Here is a 22014-nt window from a genome sequence, read left to right as displayed (position 1 = left end):
GGGAACAGATGAAATCCATCGATATCCTGGTTGCCGAACATGGATTGATTCGCCGGGGACTGGGCATCCTCGGCAAGGCCCGAAATAAACTGGAGAGGAATGAACGTCCGGAAAGGGCGTTTTTTGAAATAAGCATCGATTTTTCCAGAAATTTCGCGGACCGGTTTCATCATTTCAAGGAAGAGAACGTCATGTTCGGCATGCTGGCCATGAAGGAGGAATGCGATCTGGACGACGAAATGATCGCCCTCCGGTACCAGCATGAGCGAAACCGTCATTTTATCCGACAGATCGAAGCGGTTCTCGATCTCTATGCCGACGGCGACCCCATCGCTGCGACGACGCTGCTCGAAAATCTGGCCGCGTACATCTCTCTGCTCAGGCGTCATATCCACAGGGAAGACCATCTCTTTTTCAAAATGGCGGAGAAGGTCCTGTCGAAACGTGAGGATGCCGTGCTTCTGGAGCATTTCAAGCATGAAGAGGAGCGGATGGGGGGAAGCGCTTTTTTTGAAAAAAACCGGGATCTGGTATACCGGATGAACGCCATGATGGCGGAATAGACCGCTCTTTCAGGGTGCCCCCCTGAAGACCGGACCGGGTGGGAAGGAATGTTCGTGGGCCTGAAAAAACTGAATTGCTGGGAAGTCATGCAATGCGGAAAAGAGCCGGGCGGCAGAAACGCCGATACCCTCGGCGTGTGCAAGGCCGCGACAGACGTCTCTTTTGACGGCATCAACGGGGGAAAATGCGCCGGCCGGTTCTGCTGGGCCGTAGCCGGAACGCTCTGTGGGGAAAACAGACAGGGTTCTTTTGCGGAAAAACGCGACTCATGCCTCAATTGCCGCTTTTACCAACGGGTCCTGGCAGAGGAGAGTGTCGCCAATCTGCGCAACAAATTCCTGCGGTTCATCCTTCCGGGCGGACAACGTCCGCTGATTCCTGAAATGACCTTTCGGCACATTCCAAAAGGGGAACGATTCATCACCCAGGGCGACGTCGGCGATCAGGCCTTCGTCATCCAGCGGGGCTCATGCATCGTCGTGGTCGAGAAAACGGGCGAACTGCACCCCATCGATCACCGGGGGGAGGGCGACATCGTCGGAATGATGTCCCTGCTGACAGGCGAACGCCGGCATGCCCACGTCGAGGCTGAAACCGACATGGATGTGCGGGTGATCGACCAAAAGAATTTCGATGCGATCTCAAGCCATGACCCCGACATGATGATGTTTCTGACGGAACTGGTAGCCGACCGATTCGATTCCCGGAGGCCAACGGCCGACCGCACGATCGGGAAGTATATCGCCGCCGATATCATCGGCCGGGGCGGCTACGGCATCGTCTACAAAGGGAAACACGCCGCACTGAACATGCCGGTGGTCATCAAGATGATGCGGCACCATCTTGCCATGGATGAGGCTTTCAGTGCGATCTTTCACAACGAGGCCCAGATCATCGCGGGACTGAAGCATGAAAATATCGTTCGGGTATATGACATCGAGGAGCGGTATCGGACCCTCTTTATCATCATGGAATACCTGGAAGGCGAGTCCCTGAAGCACTTCCTGGAACGACACCGGGCCCTGCCGCCGGCGATTGCAACGAATTTTCTCATGCAGATCTGCTCCGGCCTGGACTACGCGCATCAGAAGGGGATTATTCACCGGGACATCAACACGTCCAATGTCATCATCCAGCCCAATGACCGGATCAAGATTCTGGACTTCGGACTCGCCTGCCCCATCGGCACCGAAGATTTCAGCTCTGCCGGCACGCTCCTTTACATGGCGCCGGAACAGATCGAAAGCCATGCACTTGACCAGCGCACCGATATCTATGCACTGGGGATCACGGCATATGAAATGGTGACCGGCATACGGCCCTTTCCGGAAGACGACCTCCGGGAGTTGAAAAACATGCGTCTGAACCGGGAAATCCCCGACCCCGCGGAACGGGTGCCGGATCTTCCCGGACCGCTCCGTGAATTCATCATCAAGGCCTGCCGCCGGGATCCGGAACAGCGGTATCGAACCGCGGCGGAAGCGATAGCCGCGCTGTCCCCGTCGGCGGAGGCCGCCGTCCGAAACCGACCGGCGGTCCGACCTGAAAACGCAGACAGCATCCGCCTCACCATGAACTATCACCCCCGAAACAGGTCCGACCTCAACGACCTGTTGAAGGAATTCCAGGAAAAAGCCCGAGGATTGGGTATTCAACTGAAAGTCGAGCGCCGGGAATGAGAACAGAGAATGCGACATCGAAACGGTTTCAATCCGAAGAGATCGTGCCGGCATCATCCGTCCGTCGCGTGGTGGCCTTTACCCATATCGGCAATGTCAGAACCCAAAACGAAGACCGGTACCTGATCCATGAGATCGATGACGATTCATGTCTCCTGGCGGTCGCCGACGGTCTGGGGGGAGAGACCGCCGGCGATGTCGCCGCGGAAACAGCGATCTCCGCGTTGAAGCAGATCCGGCCTCCTGCGGAAAACCCGCGGGAACAGCTCGTCACGGCCGTATCCGCGGCCAATAAGGCCATCATGAGGCGGGTCCTGGACAACATGGCGCTGGTGGGAATGGGAACCACGGTCACCGCCGTTCTCGTCAACAAGAGGGAAGCCCACTGGGTCCATGTAGGGGACAGCCGCCTGTATGTCCTGCGCAACGGCGACCTGACGCAGATAACCCGGGACCACACCCTGGTTCAATTTCTCCTGGATGAAGGCGAGATCACGCCGGAGGAGGCCTTGTCTCATCATTCGAAGCACGTCCTCGAACAATGCGTGGGCTGCCGGTACTGTATCCCCGAATCCGGACAATTAACGCTGCGGAACGGGGATGTCCTGGTGTTGACAACCGACGGGCTGCACGACCACATCGATCCTGAAGCCCTCAAATCCATTCTGGCTTCCCGAGATCCCCTGAGGACCCAGGCGAAAAACCTGATTGAACACACACTCTCCGCCGGGGGAAAGGACAATATCACCATCGTACTCGCAACAATTCATGAGGATTAACGATGCCTGTGTACCCTATTTAAAGATGAAAAGCGTAACATGAAATCTTTTTGGCGGCGGAAGGCAGAACATCCCAATGACGGCATGACAACATGCCGGCCTGAAGCCGAATTTTTGCGGTGAGTCGGTAATGAAGGCGGGCCCCGACGGGTATGTGTATAGCGCCGCGAGGCGGCCTGAAGCGGCCGCCTCGCGAGGTAAACCATTGTGGATCCGACAGGTCGGCCGCAGCCGACCCCGATATATCAGATGCGTCCCCCCAGTCCTCCCGGCGGGTCGTTGCGTTTGAATGTCCAGGACGGACTGCTTTCACAAGGAGAATCGTATTCCTTGTCCGACGCGTTAATATAGGCCTGACGTTCGCTTTCTCCTTCAAAAACACGATCGCGGCATTCGCCTTCGCATTTGCCGCTGGTATCTCTCGATGGCATTCTTTCCATGATTTCCTCCTCTCTATCCAGCTTGTGAACATCGTCTCGCCGCTGCCCGAAGGTGGAAAATCCGGTGTCCCACGGCGACGCAAGCCGTATTTTCGAGACCGCGTATTCACGGTCGTCGTTGAGAGCTTCCGATGTTATGAATGGCAAGGCCGCCGGTCATCTCAGAGGACTGATCGAACAGGACTACTCTTGGTGAACTGAATGAACCCGAGAGCGTGGACAGATATCGACAGCCAGCTGTATACAACCGGCCGTTGCCTCTCTTATAGTGAAAACAGTAATCGTCCAATCGGGTCTTGTCAAGGATCCGGCCTCACGCAGGGGCCTCGAACCACGGCCGCCGCCCTTTAGACGGCATCAGGTCCCCCAGGGGCAGAATCCGGACCCGCCGGCCCGTTGCGGCAAAAAGGGCGTTGGCCACCGCCGGCGCAATGGGCGGGACCCCGGGCTCTCCGACTCCCGTCGGGGGTGCCTGGGACGGAACGATATGCACCTCCACCACGGGCATCCGGTCAAACCGGAGAATCCGGTAGGTGTCGAAGTTGGACTGGCGGACCCGTCCGCCATCGAGCGTGACGGCCTCTTCCCATGCCGCCGACAGCCCGAACCCGATGCCGCCCTCCATCTGGGCCCGGATGATATCCGGGTTGACGGCCGTGCCGCAGTCCACGACGCAAACGACCCGATCAACGTGAAAATCCCCGTTCCCGGCGACAGAAACCTCGGCGACGTGAGCCACGACAGTGCCGAAGGAGCGATGGAGGGCGATGCCCCGCCCCTTCCCCGGTGGGAGGGGAGAGCCCCAGCCGGCCTTTCGGGCTGCCAGATCCAGAACGGCGAGACGGCGTTCCTGACCGGAAAGAAGCGACCGGCGGAACGCCACGGGATCCTGTCCGGCCGCCGCCGCCAGCTCGTCGATGAAGACCTCCACGGCAAAGGCGGTGTGGCTGTGACCCACCGATCGCCACCAGAGGACCGGCACGCCGACCGCCGGAGAGTGCAGTTCCACGGCCAGATTGGGAACGGCATAGGCCATGTCCACAATGCCTTCGACCGACGCCGCGTCGATGCCGTCGGTCGTCATGGCGTCCTCAAAGGGGGTTCCCGTCGCAATGGACTGTCCGACGAGGCGGTGATGCCAGGCCACCGGATGCCCCTCGCCGTCGAGGCCCGCCCGCACCCGGTGAACGAACATCGGCCGATAATAGCCTCCCCGAAGATCGTCCTCCCGGGTCCAGACAAGCTGAACCGGTGACCGGCCCTCCAGAGCCTTGGCCACCTCGACGGCGTCCACAATGTAGTCCGACGCGGGATTGGCCCGACGACCGAAGCTGCCGCCGGAAAAGACGGTGTGGATCCTGACCTGCCGGGGCTCCAGGCCGGCGGCTGCGGCGGCGTTGGCCTGGTCCACCGTCTGGAATTGGTCCCCGGCCCATATCTCGCAGTCGTTTTCGGAGAGCCGCACCACGCAGTTCAAGGGCTCCATGGGCGCGTGGGCGAGGTAGGGAAATGCAAATATCGCCTCCAGGGTCTGTGCGGCACCGGCCAAGGCGCCCTCGACATCCCCCTCCTTCCGAGCCGTCTTTCCGGGGGTTTCGAGAAGCGCCAGGTATTCCGCGGCCAGTTCGGAAGTGCCCCGCGTCTCTCCCCTGCTTTCGTCCCATACGATCTCCAATGCATCGCGTCCCTCGAGGGCGGCCCAGGTGTTTTCAGCGACCACCGCCACCCCCGAAGAAATCCTGACAACGCCGGTCACGCCGGGCACGGCCAGGGCCTTCCGGGCGTCAACGGACGACACCCGCCCCCCGAAGACCGGTGGGCGGGCCACCACCGCCCTCAGCATTCCCGGCAGCCGGATGTCCATGGCGAAACGGGCCGACCCCTGGACCTTGGAGACGATATCAAGGCGCACATCCTGCCGACCGATCAACGTGAAGGCGTCAGGATCCTTGAGCCGGACCTCGACAGGGGGCTTCATGCCGGCGGCCCTGCGGACCAGGGCACCAAAGGTTGCCTGACGTCCGCTTTTCGGATGGGATACAATACCCTTCTTCACCTCGATCTCTTCCGCCGGAACCCGCCATACGGCGGCCGCAGCCGCGACGAACATCGCCCTGGCCAAGGCTCCCGCCCGGCGATACTGTTCATAGGAATTGGCGATGCTGGTGCTGCCGCCGGTGGCCTGAACAGGTCCGAAAAGCAGATTGTTGTAGACCGATTCGTCGGCAGGGGCGGACTCGACCCTCACCTGCCGCCAGTCGGCATCCAACTCTTCCGCCAGCAGGGTTGCCAGCCCGGTGTAGATGCCCTGGCCGGTCTCCAGATGCTTGGCGACGATCGTCACCCGGCCCGACGTACTGATGCGGACAAAGGGGTTGAAGACGAAGGATTCCCCCTCGATATCGCCGTCCGTGGGGTTCTTCTTCAGGATGGGGAGCGCGGGACGGTGATCCGGGGGGCTTTCCGGAACGGACGCCCGGGCAGCGAGCCTGATCGCCGATCGGATGCGCGGATAGGTGGCGCATCGGCACAGGTTTTTTCTCATGGTCTTCGCGATGGCCCCATCATTCGGACTGGGCGTCCGGCGCAGCAGGGATACGGCCTGGAGAATCTGACCCGGCTGGCACCAGCCGCACTGGGGCACCTGGGCCTCGACCCAGGCTTGCTTGACCGGATGGTCCCAGGGGATGCCCTCGATGGTGACAATCTCTTTTCCCGCTGCCGCCTCGGCCTTGACGGTGCAGGACGGTCGGATCTCTCCGGCCAGAAGAACGGCGCACCCCCAGCAGTGACCTTTGCCGCATCCGAATTTCGTTCCGGTCAATCCCAGGACATCCCTCAAAACCCAGAGAAGCGGCATATCCGGGGCTACGTCCACCGTAAATCTCCCTCCGTTCACCAGGAAAGTCGTATTCATCGCTGATTCTCCTCACATCTGAAAAGGGCTTTTCGGGGTAAAGGGGATCACCGCTCGTCGAATTGGCGCGGGTCTTCCTCGCATATAGCGGTCGGGCGGGAATGCTGGAAAAGACGGCATCAGGGCAGGATTGCGCCCCCGTCGAAAACTCCGGACCTACGGAATAAAATTTAACAATGCCAAAGACGCTTGTCAAATCCGGGACCGCCGTCGTCTCAGGCGACGGCGAAGCAGAATCCCGTAAATGAGAACATTGACGGACACGACGCCGATCCCGATGATGAACTGGTGCCCTCGGGTGAGACCCTCGGGGTAAATGATCGGCGTGAGGTAGGTTTCGATGAAGCCGCCCGGGTATCCGACCTCGCCGCCCATGGATCTCAGGCGGTTTTCAAGGGGCGTCAGGGGGCAGATCCACCCAAGGAACTCGATCAGTGCGCCCCACCCGACCGCCGGGAGATGCAACCACATCAGTCGGGGCCATCTCAGGACCAGGATACCGCCGGCGGCAACGAAAAGGATAAAGGCGAAATGCAGGACGACGACGGCGTCGGCAAGAAGGCTCGCGATCATTCCCTCCCCTCGCGGCATCGTCACGCGACGACGACGACCTCCCGCTCCAGGCTGATGCCGAATCGCTCCGCCACCGACGCCCGGATGCCCTCGGAAAGGTCGTATATCTCCCGGCCGCCGGCCCCCCCGGAATTGACCAGTACAAGAGCGTGATCACCATGGACCGCGGCGTTGCCGAAGGTCCGTCCCCGCCAGCCGCACTGCTCGATCAGCCATCCGGCGGGCAGCTTGAAGGCACCGTCGCTCTGGGAATAGAACGGCATGTCGGGAAAGCGGTCCCGCATTTCTTCGATCACCGTGCCTGAAACCACCGGGTTCTTGAAGAAACTGCCGGCATTGGGGATGACGGCGGGGTCCGGCAGTTTGCGCTTCCGGATGTCGATGACGGCCTGACGGATATTGGCCGGGGTGACGTCCCCCATGCACGCCGCCGCCTCCCGAAGGCCGGGATAGTGAAGCACGCAGTCCGGACGCCGGCTGAGCCGAAACACCACCGCGGTGATGATGAATCGGTCGTGCCATTCGCCTTTGAAACGGCTGAAGCGATATCCGAAGTCGCAGTCGTTGGGGGAAAAGGTCACCTGCTGCCGGTCGTCCAGGGAGACGGCTTCGACGGCCGCCACCGCATCCCCGGCCTCGATCCCGTAGGCCCCGATGTTCTGGATCACGCTGGCGCCCACATGGCCCGGGATGCCGGACAGGTTTTCGAGCCCCCCCCATCCGTGCCCCACCACGAAGGCCACCAGATCATCCCAGGTTTCGCCGGCAGCGGCCGAAACCAGAACATCGTCCGCGTCTTCCCCCACCACGGAGATGCCTTTCATGGCCGGATGAAGAATCAGACCCTCAAAATTATTCAGGAACAGGAGGTTGCTGCCGCCGCCCAGCACCAGACGCCGCCGGCCCTTCAACAGGCCGTCTGCAAGGAACCCCAGGATTTCGTCCACGGCGTCGAAGCGGATATAGGCCTCCGCCGAGGCTTCGACCTGAAACGTCGTAAAGGGTTTGAGCGAAATGTTTCTTTGAATTTCCATGATAGTGGATTCACGATGCTCGGCGGTTTCAGCCGTCGGGTCTTAATTCCTTTTTGTCGGCATTCCAAACACCGGTCCAGATTTTGGAGGGAATATTGTGTGCCATGGGAGCATGTCCGACAGGAACGAAAACATCATGACACTCTTTAAAAAAGATTTTTCCCTCATGACCGAAGCGCCTTTCTTTTTTGGAATATCTGGTGCATAACGCAGGGTATCCGAAGCGACCGGCAACGAGTGAAACCCGAGACGCGTGTTCCGGTGACGCGGCCGATGCTGAACAGCTGTCATATTAAGTGGGGGGAACGAGGATTGCAAGAATAAATATGACCCCGACTTCCGGCTTCCGTCATGCTGACCGGAAAGCAGTACCGGCAGGGCAGCCGAGCCGCTTCAGCGGGGCCTCAACTTTCGGCTTTCGTGACGGCAACCGGTTTGAGACTGAAGACTGAAAGACGCGTACAATGGCTTACCCCGATCGTCTTCCGCAAATCTTTTTTGGACAAAAGTGATCGCCGGCAGACAATTGAAACACCCCACCCGGGATTGAAAACATGCTGCAACCTGTTAAAAAAGGGGAAGATTACCTGCTGCCGGAACTGGCCGAGCATGTTTCCAGGCAGTTCCCGGCAGCCCTTTACACCAGCTTTCTGCTCTCCGCATTGATGGTCCTGGTGCTCTGGGACCTCTTTCCCGCACGAATCCTGCTTTCCTGGCTGACGACAGTGTATACCGTTTCCCTGCTGCGGCTCATGCTGTACCACCGGCACCGACGCCGTCCGGAGCGTCGGCTCTCCCCCGAACAATGGCTGCGCCGCTACGCCTCCGGTGCGATACTTTCCGGCGTTGTCTGGGGGGCCGCACCGCTTCTTTTTTACTCCGGCAAATCGCCGCAGACGAATGTCTTCATCGCGTTCGTTCTTGGCGGCCTGATTGCCGGAGCATCCAGTTCGATGGCCCCGTTGAAGGCAACCTTCCGAATATTTATCTCTCTGATTTGTCTCCCATTATCAACCCTGTTCATTATCCGCGGCGACAGTCTGCATCTGGCCATGGGGTCGATGCTGCTCATTTATGGTGCGGCATACCTTGTAATTTCCGCCAACACGGCGCGAATGATCCTTGAGTCTCTGACGCTGCGGAATGAGAATATCCTCGAAATCGAAGAGCGCAGAAAAGCCGAAACACAACTCCGGTTGACCCAGAAGGATCTTGAAAAGACCGTGGCCAGGCGAACCGCTGAGCTGAGGACCGCCAATGAAGAACTGTCACGGGAAATTGACGAACGGTTGCAGGCCGAATCGCGATTGCGCATCAGCGAGGAGCGCTACCGCAACCTGGTCGAGTCCTCGAGTGACTGGATATGGGAAATGGACCGGGATGGCAGATACACCTACTCGAGTCCCAGCGTGCTATCCATTTTGGGGTATGCCCATCAGGAAGTGTTGGGGTGCAGGTTCTATAGCTTCATGCCGCCGGAGGATGCGAAACGAGCGAAAGACATCTTCAACGCAAACAAGTCCGGTGGGAAGCCCTTCGAACGGCTGATCAGCGCCTATCTCAACAAGGATGGGGCGGAGCGTATCATAGAGACCAACGGTGAACCGGTCTTTGATGATGCGGATACGCTCGTCGGGTACCGCGGCATAAATCGCGACATCACCCTCCGGGTCAAGCATGAAGAAGAAAAACGAAAAGTTGAGCACATGAAGTCGCTGGGCTTGCTGGCCGGCGGGATCGCCCATGACTTCAACAATCTGCTGATGACGGTCTTTGGCAACATCGAACTGGCCAGGATGGAGATCAAAGCCGATTCGAATGCCGAGCGGCGGCTGGCGAACTCGCTGACGGCAATGGAACAGGCCCGGAAACTGACCGGTCAACTGCTGACCTTTTCCAGGGGCGGCAGCCCGATTCTGGAAGCCACATCGATTCGCAATCTGATATTGGACTCGTGCCGCTTCGCGCTGAGCGGCACGGCCGTCAGATGCGAATACGACGTTCCCGAAGACCTTTGGATGGCAGACGTGGACTCGAATCAGATCTGGCAGGTACTCAACAACATTCTCACCAATGCCCGGGAGGCCATGCCGGACGGCGGTACGCTGTGGATAAGTGCGGAGAATGTCACGTTGACTGAGATGGACACCACAGCACCGGTACTGGGGAACTTTGTCAAGGTCTCGGTCCGGGACCAGGGCGTCGGCGTCTCGAAAAAGGATATACCCCGCGTGTTCGATCCGTACTTTTCCACCAAGATCCGCGGTGCCCAACAAGGAACCGGTATTGGACTGGCCGTATGCCATTCGATAATCGAAAAGCATGGGGGAAGCATCCTGTTCGAATCCGAGCCCGGTATAGGAACCACGGTAAGCTTTTTCCTGCACGCGCTGAGCGCGGGGCCCAACGACGCACCGCCCGGGGGATCAACCGGAAATGGGAACCCGGAAGATCAGTGTGCTGCTGCTTGAGGATGATGGTGCGTTAATCAAGACCGGAACTCGGATGCTCGAACACCTGGGGCATGACGTCACCGCTGTGAAGGACGGCGCCGAAGTCCTCGATCGCTATTCCCGCTCGCTGCGAACCCCCAGTTCGTTCGATCTCGTGATTCTCGATTTGACCGTTCGTGGGGGAATGGGAGGACGAGAAACCCTGAAGTGACTCAAAAATATGGACCCGGACGTTATTGCGGTGGTGACCAGCGGATACGCCGAAGACCCCGTGATTGCCGAATTTGGAAAACACGGTTTCCAGGCGGCATTGATCAAGCCGTTCAACCTCAAGACACTCGAACACATGATTGCCCGGTTGATGCCAAAGATAGGCGAAAATCGACACTGTCGCGACATATGAGACGGCCCGCTGCCGGAGGACGCCGCCGCGATACGCTCCTGCATGCCGGCCATCCCGCATTGATCCGGACCGCTATTCAGAAAAGTTCGGACCGGGGCGGTCATACGCGGCGACAGGTCAATTCGCAGTATTGCTCGTTGACCTCGGTGCCCCATTGAACGCCCCGATGCTGTCGGACCACTCTGAAACCGACATCTTCGTACAGGTGTTTTGCGGCATCGAGCCCCTCGAAGGTCCAGAGGTATGCCTTTGGATATCGCCTGCGTCGACAGAAATCGACCGCCCGGTTGATCAGCTGCCGGCCGACGCCCCTTCCTCTCAATGGATCGGACAGGATAAACCAGCGCAGGTGGGCCCCCTCACTCGAAGCGTGGATGCCGTCGATGACGATCGAGCCCTCCACGCGGCCGTCGACAACGGCGAGCCATATGCCGTCACGGGCTGCATCGTATCGGCTGAGAAAGGCGGAGATTTCCGTGGCGACCTTGGCTTCGAAAAAAAGGCCGAACCCCCAGTTCGCGTGGTAGTAAACACCGTGAAGTTCGGATATCCGGCCGATGGCGCCGGGCACGTATCCGTTCTCTATCGAATAATCGAGTTCATTGTTCATCACTGTTGTCCTGCCTGTGGGCGCTCATCCGCCGCATCAATCCTCTCCCAAGACAGCTGCAACCGGGCCGCCCGGAGCAAGCTTCAGCGACACTTGAACGAAACCGTGCGGGGCGCGGGGCGTATTCTCCCGGCGCCGGCCCATCAAAGTCGGAAGTTGCGTAAAGATTCCGTACTAGCCGACATCTCCCATGCAGAGGTACTTGATCTCCACATACTCGTCAATACCGTAGTGTGATCCCTCCCGGCCGATGCCCGACTCCTTGATGCCGCCAAAGGGGGCCGCGGCGGTGGAGATAATGCCGGTATTGATGCCGACCATACCGTATTCGAGACTTTCGGCGACGCGCCAGACACGGCCCAGATCACGGCTGTAAAAATAGGCGGCCAGGCCGTAGGGGGTGTCGTTGGCAAGATCTACAGCCGCCGTCTCGGTCCTGAACCGAAAGACCGGCGCCACGGGACCGAAGGTTTCCTCCGCGGCAATCCGCATGGCGGGAACGGCGTTTCCTAAGATCGTCGGCTCGAAAAAGGTGCCTCCCAAAGCGTGACGTTTTCCGCCGAGAAGGAGTGTCGCGCCCTTGTCGAGGGCATCCCGGATGAGCCGCTCGGACTTTTCCACGGCCTTCATGTCGATAAGGGGACCCTGCTCGGCCCCCTCGGTGAAGCCGTCGGCAACCTTGAGGGATTTTACGGCAGCGGTGAATTTCCCGACAAAGGCGTCGTATACGGCATCCTGAACCAGGATCCGGTTGGCGCAGACGCAGGTCTGGCCGGAGTTGCGGTATTTGCAGCTGACGGCCCCTTCCACCGCCCGGTCCAGGTCGGCATCGTCAAAAACGATGAAGGGAGCGTTGCCGCCCAGCTCCAGGGAGATCTTTTTGACGGTCCCCGCGCAGGCGCGCATGAGCAGCTTGCCGGTTTCGGTGGAGCCGGTGAAGCTGAGTTTGCGCACCCGGGGGTCGTCGGTCAGGGCCTTGCCGATGACGGCGGAATCTCCGGTGACGACATTGAAAACCCCGGGGGGAATCCCGGCCTGGTCGGCCAGCTCGGCCAGGGCCAGAGCCGACAAGGGGGTCTGGCCCGCGGGCTTGACGACCATGGTGCAGCCGGCCGCCAGGGCCGGGGCGGCCTTGCGGGTGATCATGGCCGAGGGAAAGTTCCACGGGGTGATGGCGGCACACACCCCCACCGGTGCCTTGATCACCACGATCCGGGTGTCGGCTCGGTGGGCGGGAATCGTGTCGCCGTATATGCGCTTTCCCTCCTCCGCGAACCATTCCACAAAGGATGCGGCATAGGCGATCTCACCCCGGGATTCGCCCAGGGGTTTGCCCTGCTCGGCGGTCATGAGGGCTGCCAGGTCCTCCTGGTTCGCCATGATGAGGTCGTACCAGCGGCGCAGGACAGCCGCCCGGTCGCCGGCGGTTCTGCCCCGCCACCCGGACCATGCCGCCTGGGCCGCGCCAACGGCTGCCCGGACTTCTTCGGTCCCCATGTCGGGGACCTCGGCCAGGACGGCGCCGTCGGCCGGGTTGGTCACGGGAAAAGTCGCCTCGGCGGCGGCGCTTTGCCATTCGCCATTGATATAGCACTGCTGACGGAGCAACCGGGTTTCGGTGAGTTTAACCATGGCGTTTTCTCCTTTCGGTAAAAAAAAGCCGGGCTCCCCCGTCACTCTCTGGGAAAACCCGGCTCGTCATGTCAATTGCATGGGAGGGGCACAGGTGCCCGCACCATCACGGGGAATCAGGCTTTGGTCACCTCGACAAAAAACTCCTGGTAAGCGACGGCGCCGCCGGCCGGGTCCCAGAGATCCAGGCCGCCCTGCATGAACTTGTTGTCCGCAAGCCCCTTGCCGAAGGCACGGGTCTCGACGGGAAGCTGATGGCCGAACCCATGGACCACGAAGACCGCCTCGGGATGTATCACGTCGGTCACCTTGACCTTGATCTGCTCCGAATAGCCGTTGCGGCTGACCCTGGCCCGCCCGCCGTCGGTGAGGCCCAGCTTCTTCGCGGCCTCGGTGTTGATCCAGAGCTCGTTTTCGGGCATCTGTTCGGCGAGCATGGTATTGTTGGCGGTATGTCCCTGGGTATGCAGCGCACATCGGCCGAAAGTCAGGCGGAACTGCCCTTCGGGGGGACGCTGGAGCGAGACATAGGGCTTCAGGGACGGCAGCCCCTGCTTCTCCAACATCTCACAGACGATCTCGAACTTGCCGCTGGGCGTCTTGAATTTGGGCGGCGGATAGCTGGGCTGATCCGCGAGAGCCACAAAACCCTTTTCCTTGAAGTCCTCCAGGCTGACGCCGGTGCCTTCCAGCTGGAATTTGCGAATGTCGTCGATGGACTCGTAGGCCAGCTCGGGGAGGTTCATCCGCCTGGCCAGGCCCGCGATGATCTCCCAGTCGGCTTTGGTGTCGTAGCGGGGCTCCAGCACACGGTCTCGAACGAAGAACTGGGGTTTGACCCCGTTCTTGGCGGCCACGATGCTCTCCCGCTCCAGATAGGGCGAAAGCGGCAGCACCACATCGGAATACCAGGCGGTGTCCGACCACGAAAAGGTTACCGAAACCATGAAGTCGAGATGATCGAACATCTGCTTGAGCCGATCCGGATCGGGAAATCCCATGAGGGGATCATGGCGGTAAGCAATATAAGCCTTCACCGGATAGGGATCTTCGGTCTCCATGGCCTTGAAGAGCAGGTGGGGCAGGCCCGGTCCCGCTTCCAGGTGGGGGTAGCGCCAGCCGGCGCCGTCGGCCCGCTTATCTTCGGGCTTGGGATAGAGATCCATGAAAGATTTGAGCCCCTTGCGGCCCACGTCCCCGGGCTTGCTGACGATCGGAAGCCCTCCCTTGGCGCCGATGGATCCCAAAAGGGCGTTGATGATGTAGATGGTGCGGCTCACGTAGAAGGAGGTGGTATAGCGGGCCGTCATCCAGCCGGGGTGCCAGAGCACGGCCGGCGCAGCGGCGGCGAGCTCCCGGACGAACTGGCGGAGGGCCTCCGGCGTCACGCCCGTCTCTGTTTCCGCCCATTCGGGCGTGTAGGGTTTGACGAACGTCTTCAGTACGTTGAGGTCCTTGATATATTTGTCGGCATAATCCTTGTCATAGAGCTCCCTGGCCAGAAGCTCGTGGATGACGGCCAGGTTGAAGGCGTAGTCGGTGCCGGGACGAACCATGAAGAAACGATCCGCCTTGGCGGCCGATACGTTTCCCCGGATGTCGATGACCGTCAGCTTGCACCCGGATTCCATGGCGTCCATGAGATTGTTGACCTCCTGGACGTTGATGGATTCAAATATGTTTCGGAGCTGCAGCACCACGTGTCGGGCGTTCTTCAGGTCGTAAGCCACCCCCTTCCGCCCCATGCCGGTAACGGAGATGCAGGCGTGCTGGACATTCCGCGCGCATGAGGTGTCGTGATTACAGTAGTTGGGCGTGCCCAGTCCCTTGAGAAAGGCCCGGTGAAAGTCGCGAAACGGACCGCCGCGGTCGGAAAAGGCGATGGCTCTGGCGCCGTGCTGCTCCTTGATCTCCATCAGCTTCCCGGCCACATGATCCAGGGCTTCATCCCACGTGACGGTCCGCCATTTTCCCTCGCCTCGGGCACCCTCCCGGATCATCGGCGCCTGGGGCCGCTCCCGATCCTTGATAAGGGCGATGCCCGCGGCCCCCCGGGGGCAGACCGCCCCCTTCATGGCCGGCACGTGGAGATTCCCCTGGAGGAAACGGACCTCACCGTTTTCCACCTCCGCCTGGATGGGACACCGAACCGTACACATGCCGCAAACACTGTAGACCTTTTCTGTCGCCATATTTCTCTCCTTGACGCATCGCTCCGGACGTTTTTCCGCAAGCAGAACGCTATACCGTTTTGTGCCACATTTTTATTTCGATGTGCCACATTTTTATTTCGCTTGCCGCTCCGGACGCCTTCCCGCAAGCGGCAGATCTATCGATATCCTCTCACATAATTGTGCTGATCATGCTATATTTTTATATCATGCCTGGCGCTACACAATTTATTTTATTGAAATTAAGGAAACTTATCACAGGTTTCTTTTTCCTGTCAACATGGAGATTGAGGAAGGGATTCATGTTCGGGATCGGTGGGAAGGACACTCTATTTCGGCGCATCGCCGCGGATCTATCGGTCGAACCGCCAAGGGCCGGACACCATCGACGGTGAGCGTGACGGCCCGCCACTCCCGCACCGCCTTGCCGGAGAGAACATAGGGACGGTTCACCTCGAGGATTGCGCAGAAGCGATCGTAGGCTTCCGGGAAAAAGACGGTCTCGAAAACGCCGGTCTCGTCCTCGAAGGAGAGAAACTCCATGGGGTCCCCGCGGCGGGTCCGGACCGTCTTCCCGGTAATCAGCCATCCGGCGACGCTGACCCGCCGTCCCGCATGACGGTCGAGGCAATCGGCCTTCACGGTTCCCACGACAGCCGGATTCCCCTCGAAAAGGGCCATGGGATGACGGTCGCACAGGAAACCGAGAACCGCGAACTCCCGGCGGAGGCGGACGATTTCGGCGTCCGGATTCAAGACCGGTATGGTCGCCTCGTCTTCGAAAAGGCTAAGCGATCGCTCCTGCTGCTCCCAGCGGGCGAGAGCCCACATCAGGGCGGCCCGGTTCGCCCCCGGCAGGAGACCGTCCAGGGCGCCACACCGGACCAGTGCCCGGGCTTCGGCCGCGTCGGGCCGCACCCGCGACAGAAAATCCGACAAATTCGCAAAGGGGCGTCGGACGACCGTGCGCCGACAGGTCTCCGCCGTAAGCCCCTTGACCGCGGCAAGCCCCACCCGGAGGGCGTCAGGCCCGGCCGCCGCCCAACGGACGCCGCTGGTTCGGACGTCGGGGGGCAGGATTTTGAGCCCCATGCGCCGGGCTTCGGAGACGTAGGCGAAGGTGCTGTAAAATCCCCCCTGGTTGCTGATGACCGCGGCCATGAAAGCCGACGGGAAATGGGTCTTGAGGTAGGCCGCCTGGAACGAGACCCGGGCATAGGAAGCCGAATGGGGCTTGCAGAAGGAGTAGCCGCTGAAACTCATGATCATCTCCCAGACGCGTTCGATCGCGTCGGTCGGCACGCCCCGCTTCAAGGCCCCCGCGAAAAATCGCTCCCGAAAATCGCCAAGGTGGTATTCCCGATCTTTCTTCGAAAGGATTTTCCGGAGCCGATCGGCATCGGCGTGGGAAAAGCCGGCCAGGGCCACGGCGGTTTTCGAGACGTCTTCCTGATAGACCATGATGCCGTAGGTGTCGCCCAGCACGTCGGCGAGGAGGGGGTGGATGGGCGTCCATACCTCCCCGTGAAGCCGCCGGATGTACTCCCGGATGCAACCGCCCGCCGCCGGACGGATGATGCTGCTGTGGATGACGAGATGTTCGAAATCCCCTCGCCCGGTCTTTTGCTGGAGAAGCCGCATGGCCGGGCTCTCGATGTAGAAACAGCCCATGGTGCGGCCCGCCGCCACTATCGCACGGGTCGCGGGGTCGTCCTCGGGGACCCAGTTCCGCTCGTCAAAGACTGCACCGGCGGCACGGACTTCGACCACGGCGTCCCGGATCACGGCGAGGCTGCGGTTGCCCAGAAGGTCGATCTTCACGAGGCCCGCATCCTCGGCCCCGTCCTTGTCCCACTGGATGACGGGAATCCCCTTGGGCGCCGTCTCGATGGGGACGTAGCGGTCGATGGGCCCGGGTGTAATGACCGTGCCGCCGGGGTGGACCGAAAGGTAGCGGGGCAGGCCGATGATGCGTTCGGCGAGGCTGATGATCTCCGGCCAGGGGGACGCGAGGTCGAGATCCCGGGATTCGGGCCGGGACCGGATATGATCCAGAAGCGATCCGTCTCCCGTGTTGTAGCGGGGAACGCGGCGGATCACTCGACGGATCTCCCCTTCGGGCAGGCCGAAGACCCTGGCCGTCTCCCGAACCGCCATCCGGGGCTGAAACAGCACGTGGTTGGCCACCAGGGCCGCCCGGCCGGAAAATTTCCCGAGAACGGACGCGAGCACGGCATCGCGTTCGTCCCAGGCGAAATCGATGTCGATGTCCGGCGGGTCGCTCCGTCCCGGGTTCAGAAACCGCTCGAAATAAAGGCGGTGTTTGATGGGACAGACGTTGGTAATCCCCAGGCAGTAGGCCGTCAGGGAGGCGGCCCCCGATCCCCGGCCGCAGATCCGGGGGCTTTGGGCCACGATGTCCCGCACCACGAGAAAATAAGCGGAAAACCGCTTGTCGGCGATCACCCGGAGTTCGTACGCCAACCGTGTGGTCACGGCCTCGGGCAGGTCTTGGCCGTAGCGCTGCCGGGCCCCCTGAAAGGCTGCGACCCGGAGCTCGGCATCGGCACCCCGGCCCGTCCCGTTCTCCCAGGGGGGCATGATCGTACCGAAACCGGGCCGGGTGAAGACCAACCGCTCGGCCAGATCGTGCGTCGCCCGGATCGTTTCCGGGCACGTCTGAAAGCGCCGGGCATACACCGCCGGCGTTGCCAGCCAGGCCGCCTTCGGGGCGCAGTCTTCGGAAGGGACGCCCGAGAGGGTCGTGTTGCCCGCGATAGCCCGGAGCAGACGGTGGACGGCGGCATCCGCCGGATCGAGAAGAAAGCTCCCGGGCACGGCGACCAAGGGAACCGCCATATCCCGGGCGGCCCTGGCGAGGGGGTGGACGGCAGCCACGGGATACCGGGGCACGGCGGCAGCCACGGTGAGCCCGGCATCCCGCCATTTCCGGATCAGTCCGGGGTTGCCCGTAAGCACCGTGAGTCCCGCCCCGAGCTCGGCCACGGCAGTGCCGAGATCGAAGACGGCCGCCCGGTGCCGCCGGGTGAGTATCCGGCACAGGTTGGCGTAGCCCGCCGGTGTCTCCACCAGACAGACCGCCCGGCGCCGGGATCCCGGCTCGGTAACCTCGGCCCCCACAATGGGTTGAATTCCCTCCCGATCGCAGGCCGCCAGAAACGGCCAGAGCCCGTACAGATTGTCCGTGTCGGTCATGGCGAGGCGCCGGTATCCCAGCGTCCGGGCCCTTCGGCAGAGGGCCGCCGGGGTCGCGGTGCCCCACATGAGGGAAAAGCCGGATCGGACGACGAGCGGCACCAGGGCAGGTGTTTTGGCCGGCGTGGCTGTTTCGGATAGACGCATGGGCTTGTGTTCCGGTTCGTGAAACATTAAACAGGCAGGGTCCGCCCCATTCGGACCGCGTCCCGACCGAAGCGGCGCCGGATCGCATCCAGGGCCGCTCCCAGATGCGCCTGCCGAAGGCTGCCCCCGTCGTCAAACAGGCTCATCTGCCCCGAGGGGAAGACCAGGCGATCGCAGACCAGGCTCATATGACGGATCCGGACCCGACGGACACGGGCGAGCCCAAAGGCCCCTCGGGCCAAAGCGTAGAGGGCCGGATCGTCGGCCGTCCCCACGGCGGACGCTTGCCGCCGGGCGCACCGCACCCCGTCGGCATAGTCGAGAATCACCCCGATCCGCCGGGCCGTCATGCGACGCTCCCGCAGCGCGGTACCCGCCGTTTCCACCAGTCCGTAAAGCGCCGCATCCAGAATCCGATCGTCGTTGGTGTCGCCCCCGAAGGCGTGTGCCGCCGCGACCCGGGGCGGCCGCTGGTTCATGTGCGCCACCGGCGAGGGATCGACGCCCCGGACAAGGTCGTGGAAAATCCGCCCCCGACGCCCGAAGGCCACCTGCATCTGGTCGGCATCGAGGGCCTGGGCGTCGGCCACGCGATCAAAATTGAAGTCCCGAAACCGGACCAGGTCCGACGGGGTGATGCCCGGCAGAAGGCCCAACGGCAGGGGGGCCAGAAAATCGGCCTCTTCACCGCCCCCGACGATGGCCTCGCCCGCGGGCTTGACCGTCCGCGTAGCCGCCTTGGCCGTCAGCTTGTTGGATGCCACGGCCCAGATGGGATCGAGATCGAGGCGTCTTCTGATCTCCCGCTGCATGCGCCAGGCCATGTCCACCGGCGGCCCGAGATATCGTCCCGACGCGGTGACGTCCACGAAGAGGTGGCCGTCGTTTCCGCCCGACTCGATGAGGGGAGAGAACGGGCGTGCCAGTCGGCACACCGCCGTCATGGCCTGCTCGTATCTTGACGGCCGGGGCGGAAGGACGACCGCACGCCGACAGATCCGCACGGCCCGGGCCAGGGACATCCCTTTGCGGACCCCCGCCCGGAAAGCCTCGTCACTCATGTCGTACACGGCGGCGCGTGTGTCGCCGGGAGCCACGATCACCGGTCGTCCCCGGAGTTGGGCGTCGATGAGGCGCTCCACCGACACCGCGAAATCAGCCACGTTCAGGTGGATGACGGCCCGGTCCACGGCAGTTCCTCCGATAACCCGCACGGCGAAAAGCGGCCGGGCGGCGGTTTGCAGGAAAGCCCTCGGGCAACGAGAAGCGCCGCCAGGGCCTCTGCATTCCGCGGGGCCTGACCCCGGACGTGGTTGTTGAAAAAAACAAATCCCCGGGCGGCCCGGTCAACCATGGCGGGAATCCGCGCTTCGGTCCACTCCCGCAGCTCGGCCTCGCTGTAGTCGTAATCGAACTGCCGTTGCATGACGCCCGAACGCCATCCGGCAGCGTTCCGACCATGGAGCCGGAGATAGAAGAACGCGGGGGGGATGATCCTGCCGACAGGCGCCGGGGGCACCGGCGGATAGAGACCGGGCAGGCGGGGTGCGTCCACGGCGACCAGAGCGATCCGGCGGGCCGCCAGGGAAGCCGCCACCTTTTCCGCGGCGGCTTCCGCGGCCCACGATGCGTGGCGGAACTCCACGGCCAGCGGCAGGCCGTCCAAGGCCTCCAGGAGATTTGCCAGGTAGCGCCGACGGTCAGGGGTGCGGTGAAAGAAGGGCGGCAGCTGGACCAGCACCGCCCCCAACTGTCCGGACTGGACCAGGGGGGCAATCCCCTCCCGGAAGCGCCGGGCGTTTTCGGGCCATTCCCCGGGCGACACCTCGTGGGTCAGGGTCCGGTTCAACTTGACCGCAAAAAGAAACGACGGGGGCACCTGGCCCCGCATTCGGTCGAGGGCGTCGGCTTTTGGCATCTGGTACCAGGTGAAGTTGAGTTCGACGGCCGCAAACCGACCGGCGTAGAAGGCGAGCATCTCGCGCTGCTTCATTCCCGGAGGGTAAAAGCCCGCCCCCGTCCACTCGGGATAGGAATAGCCGCTGGTCCCCACGAAAATCTCACAGGCTCGCCCGCTCATGACACGCTCCCGTCAAACCGGCCGGTGGGGAATGCCTTTCGGGCCGCGCACCACGCCCACAACCTTCCCCTGGATCAGGATTTCGTCGAATGCGTACCGAGTCGGTTGGTAGGCGGCGTTTTCAGGGCGCAGCTCGATGTGGTCGCCGCGCCGGAAAAACCGCTTCACCGTGGCCTCGTCGCCGTGAATCAGGGCCACGACGATCTCACCGTTTTCGGCGAACTGCCGGGGCTCGCATACCGCGATGTCGCCATCAAAGATGCCGGCACCCCGCATGGAATCCCCCCGGATCCGGAGGGAAAAAAGGTCCCGCCCCCGGTAGATTTCAGCGTCGACGACCACCGTCCCCGCCCACTCCTGCTGGGCGTACATGGGCAGCCCCGCCGTTATTCGGCCGATGACGGCGACCTCGCGGAAACGATGGAGACCCGCGGTCTCGTCGGCACGGTTCAGGATGTGGAGGACACGGCTGTAGCGCCCTTCCCGCCGGAGATATCCTTTGGTTTCAAGAGCCTTGATCAGCCGCCCCACGGCCGCGTGGCTGATCCCCAGGTCCCCGGCCGCTTTTCTCAGGCTCGGCGTGCGCCCGGTCGACCGGATCTCCCGATGGAGATATGCCAGAACCCTGCGCTGTGTTTCCGTCAGATCGGTGGACGATATCGGCTTCATTCCAAACCTTCTCAGCATTACAACGTGTTCGACTTTCGGGAACCGAACTGTCGAAAAGCAGCAGTATGCACCCCCATCGAACAGGCATTGGATTCGAACACGGGGAATCGTCAGTTCTTTCCGGTATAGATAACGCGAAATTAATCCTGAAGGATAAGAATGTCAACATGAATGTATATATTATGTAAATATATTTTTACTTCAACTTTCGACTTTCATGATGGTAACCGGATAGAGGTGCCGGCCTATGAAAGTCGAAAGTTGAGTTTTTACAATATATCCGACTTCTCCCCCAACGATGGAATGGGTTGCCTCTCCGGCGGTTGAAGCGATTTTTTTTTGACTTCGACAAATTTATGCATATACTCCAAACTTATCGACAGGGTTTTATCGTAATGCCTTTCTGCAGTGATATTTCCCGCGGTTGTCTCTTCCGCCCATCCCCGTCAGGATCCTTCCTGAATCTTCTTTTGCCTGCGACACCTGTCAAATGGTACGGCATCGTAAGAATACGCTGAAAATCGAAACGTTGTTTAAAAGCGACGGTGAGCGGCTGCAACATCCGGCTCCGTCTGAAGGAGGCAACGTCATGATACTGAAAAAAGGAGACACCGGCGATGCGGTCGAGGCCGTTCAGGCGAGACTGG

General features: G+C 61.4%; 15 protein-coding genes and 1 pseudogene. 5 read left to right on the top strand and 11 right to left on the bottom strand.

What is annotated here, in order from left to right; all coding sequences use genetic code 11:
* Nucleotides 1-8 precede the first annotated feature (8 nt).
* From AB7S84_RS05680 to AB7S84_RS05670, 3 genes are read left to right on the top strand one after another with little or no spacing between them, the layout of a single operon-like run.
* On the top strand, nucleotides 9-563 hold the full coding sequence (locus tag AB7S84_RS05680; protein WP_020876777.1) for a hemerythrin domain-containing protein: 555 nt from the start codon (nucleotides 9-11) through the stop codon (nucleotides 561-563).
* Nucleotides 564-617: 54 nt separating this feature from the next.
* Entirely contained in the window at nucleotides 618-2243 is a 1626-nt protein-coding gene (locus AB7S84_RS05675) for a protein kinase domain-containing protein (RefSeq protein ID WP_020876778.1), read from the top strand.
* Nucleotides 2240-3022: a PP2C family protein-serine/threonine phosphatase gene (locus tag AB7S84_RS05670; protein ID WP_020876779.1), complete on the top strand. Its 783-nt coding sequence runs from the start codon at nucleotides 2240-2242 to the stop codon at nucleotides 3020-3022. The genes AB7S84_RS05675 and AB7S84_RS05670 overlap by 4 nt, the downstream gene beginning before the upstream one ends.
* A 245-nt stretch (nucleotides 3023-3267) precedes the next feature.
* Here the strand turns inward: AB7S84_RS05670 and AB7S84_RS05665 are convergent, their stop codons facing one another.
* The 4 genes and pseudogenes from AB7S84_RS05665 to murB form a co-directional block, all read right to left on the bottom strand.
* The gene (locus tag AB7S84_RS05665; RefSeq protein WP_428153350.1) at nucleotides 3268-3609 is read right to left on the bottom strand and encodes a hypothetical protein; all 342 of its coding nucleotides are present in this window, start codon (nucleotides 3607-3609) and stop codon (nucleotides 3268-3270) included.
* Between the two features lie 166 nt (nucleotides 3610-3775).
* Nucleotides 3776-6379, bottom strand: a complete 2604-nt coding sequence (locus tag AB7S84_RS05660) for a molybdopterin cofactor-binding domain-containing protein (protein WP_428153348.1) — start codon at nucleotides 6377-6379, stop codon at nucleotides 3776-3778.
* 192 nt (nucleotides 6380-6571) lie between these two features.
* Nucleotides 6572-6952 carry a DUF2784 domain-containing protein gene (locus AB7S84_RS05655; RefSeq protein WP_428153346.1) on the bottom strand — a complete coding sequence of 127 codons (381 nt, stop codon included), beginning with the start codon at nucleotides 6950-6952 and terminating at the stop codon, nucleotides 6572-6574.
* Nucleotides 6953-6972: 20 nt separating this feature from the next.
* A pseudogene (gene murB, locus AB7S84_RS05650) lies at nucleotides 6973-7995 on the bottom strand (UDP-N-acetylmuramate dehydrogenase); the annotation flags it as partial.
* Nucleotides 7996-8540: 545 nt separating this feature from the next.
* On the opposite strand from murB, the gene AB7S84_RS05645 reads away from it, so the two are divergent.
* Together AB7S84_RS05645 and AB7S84_RS05640 are read left to right on the top strand one after the other, a co-directional pair.
* Nucleotides 8541-10457, top strand: coding sequence for an ATP-binding protein (locus AB7S84_RS05645; protein ID WP_428153344.1), 1917 nt, complete (start codon nucleotides 8541-8543; stop codon nucleotides 10455-10457).
* Complete coding sequence (locus AB7S84_RS05640) at nucleotides 10423-10650, top strand: response regulator (RefSeq protein WP_020876785.1); 228 nt, start codon at nucleotides 10423-10425, stop codon at nucleotides 10648-10650. Before AB7S84_RS05645 ends, AB7S84_RS05640 begins: the two co-directional genes overlap by 35 nt.
* Nucleotides 10651-10942: 292 nt before the next feature.
* On the opposite strand, the gene AB7S84_RS05635 is transcribed toward AB7S84_RS05640, so the two are convergent.
* The 7 genes from AB7S84_RS05635 to lexA all read right to left on the bottom strand — a co-directional run bounded on the left by AB7S84_RS05635 (nucleotide 10943) and on the right by lexA (nucleotide 21367).
* Nucleotides 10943-11452: a GNAT family N-acetyltransferase gene (locus AB7S84_RS05635; protein WP_020876787.1), complete on the bottom strand. Its 510-nt coding sequence runs from the start codon at nucleotides 11450-11452 to the stop codon at nucleotides 10943-10945.
* Nucleotides 11453-11626: 174 nt separating this feature from the next.
* Nucleotides 11627-13084 (bottom strand): NAD-dependent succinate-semialdehyde dehydrogenase, encoded by a 1458-nt coding sequence (locus AB7S84_RS05630; protein WP_020876788.1) that lies wholly within the window; start codon nucleotides 13082-13084, stop codon nucleotides 11627-11629.
* A gap of 116 nt (nucleotides 13085-13200) precedes the next feature.
* Nucleotides 13201-15276 (bottom strand): molybdopterin-dependent oxidoreductase, encoded by a 2076-nt coding sequence (locus AB7S84_RS05625; protein ID WP_428153341.1) that lies wholly within the window; start codon nucleotides 15274-15276, stop codon nucleotides 13201-13203.
* A 279-nt stretch (nucleotides 15277-15555) separates the two neighbouring features.
* Entirely contained in the window at nucleotides 15556-18645 is a 3090-nt protein-coding gene (locus AB7S84_RS05620) for a DNA polymerase III subunit alpha (protein ID WP_020876790.1), read from the bottom strand.
* Complete coding sequence (locus AB7S84_RS05615) at nucleotides 18645-19808, bottom strand: DNA polymerase Y family protein (RefSeq protein WP_428153338.1); 1164 nt, start codon at nucleotides 19806-19808, stop codon at nucleotides 18645-18647. The genes AB7S84_RS05620 and AB7S84_RS05615 overlap by 1 nt, the downstream gene beginning before the upstream one ends.
* A complete protein-coding gene (locus AB7S84_RS05610) occupies nucleotides 19784-20698 on the bottom strand; it encodes a DUF72 domain-containing protein (RefSeq protein ID WP_020876792.1) in 915 nt (304 codons plus the stop codon). The genes AB7S84_RS05615 and AB7S84_RS05610 overlap by 25 nt, the downstream gene beginning before the upstream one ends.
* 12 nt (nucleotides 20699-20710) lie before the next feature.
* Entirely contained in the window at nucleotides 20711-21367 is a 657-nt protein-coding gene (gene lexA, locus AB7S84_RS05605) for a transcriptional repressor LexA (RefSeq protein ID WP_020876793.1), read from the bottom strand.
* Between the last annotated feature and the right edge of the window lie 647 nt (nucleotides 21368-22014).

The sequence above is a fragment of the Desulfococcus sp. genome, assembly GCF_050178255.1.
GTDB classification, from domain to species: Bacteria; Desulfobacterota; Desulfobacteria; order Desulfobacterales; family Desulfococcaceae; genus Desulfococcus; species Desulfococcus multivorans.
Note: the sequence above shows the minus strand (reverse complement) of the source record. Positions and strands in the feature narration are given on the sequence as shown.

Bases quoted from the DNA above. Each gene is read 5' to 3' on its own strand.
- AB7S84_RS05680 (WP_020876777.1), top strand. From the start codon at position 9: ATGAAATCCATCGATATCCTGGTTGCCGAACATGGATTGATTCGCCGG.
- AB7S84_RS05670 (WP_020876779.1), top strand. From the start codon at position 2,240: ATGAGAACAGAGAATGCGACATCGAAACGGTTTCAATCCGAAGAGATC.
- AB7S84_RS05660 (WP_428153348.1), bottom strand. From the start codon at position 6,379: ATGAATACGACTTTCCTGGTGAACGGAGGGAGATTTACGGTGGACGTA.
- AB7S84_RS05655 (WP_428153346.1), bottom strand. From the start codon at position 6,952: ATGATCGCGAGCCTTCTTGCCGACGCCGTCGTCGTCCTGCATTTCGCC.
- AB7S84_RS05645 (WP_428153344.1), top strand. From the start codon at position 8,541: ATGCTGCAACCTGTTAAAAAAGGGGAAGATTACCTGCTGCCGGAACTG.
- AB7S84_RS05640 (WP_020876785.1), top strand. From the start codon at position 10,423: ATGGGAACCCGGAAGATCAGTGTGCTGCTGCTTGAGGATGATGGTGCG.
- AB7S84_RS05635 (WP_020876787.1), bottom strand. From the start codon at position 11,452: ATGAACAATGAACTCGATTATTCGATAGAGAACGGATACGTGCCCGGC.
- AB7S84_RS05630 (WP_020876788.1), bottom strand. From the start codon at position 13,084: ATGGTTAAACTCACCGAAACCCGGTTGCTCCGTCAGCAGTGCTATATC.
- AB7S84_RS05625 (WP_428153341.1), bottom strand. From the start codon at position 15,276: ATGGCGACAGAAAAGGTCTACAGTGTTTGCGGCATGTGTACGGTTCGG.
- AB7S84_RS05620 (WP_020876790.1), bottom strand. From the start codon at position 18,645: ATGTTTCACGAACCGGAACACAAGCCCATGCGTCTATCCGAAACAGCC.
- AB7S84_RS05610 (WP_020876792.1), bottom strand. From the start codon at position 20,698: ATGAGCGGGCGAGCCTGTGAGATTTTCGTGGGGACCAGCGGCTATTCC.
- lexA (WP_020876793.1), bottom strand. From the start codon at position 21,367: ATGAAGCCGATATCGTCCACCGATCTGACGGAAACACAGCGCAGGGTT.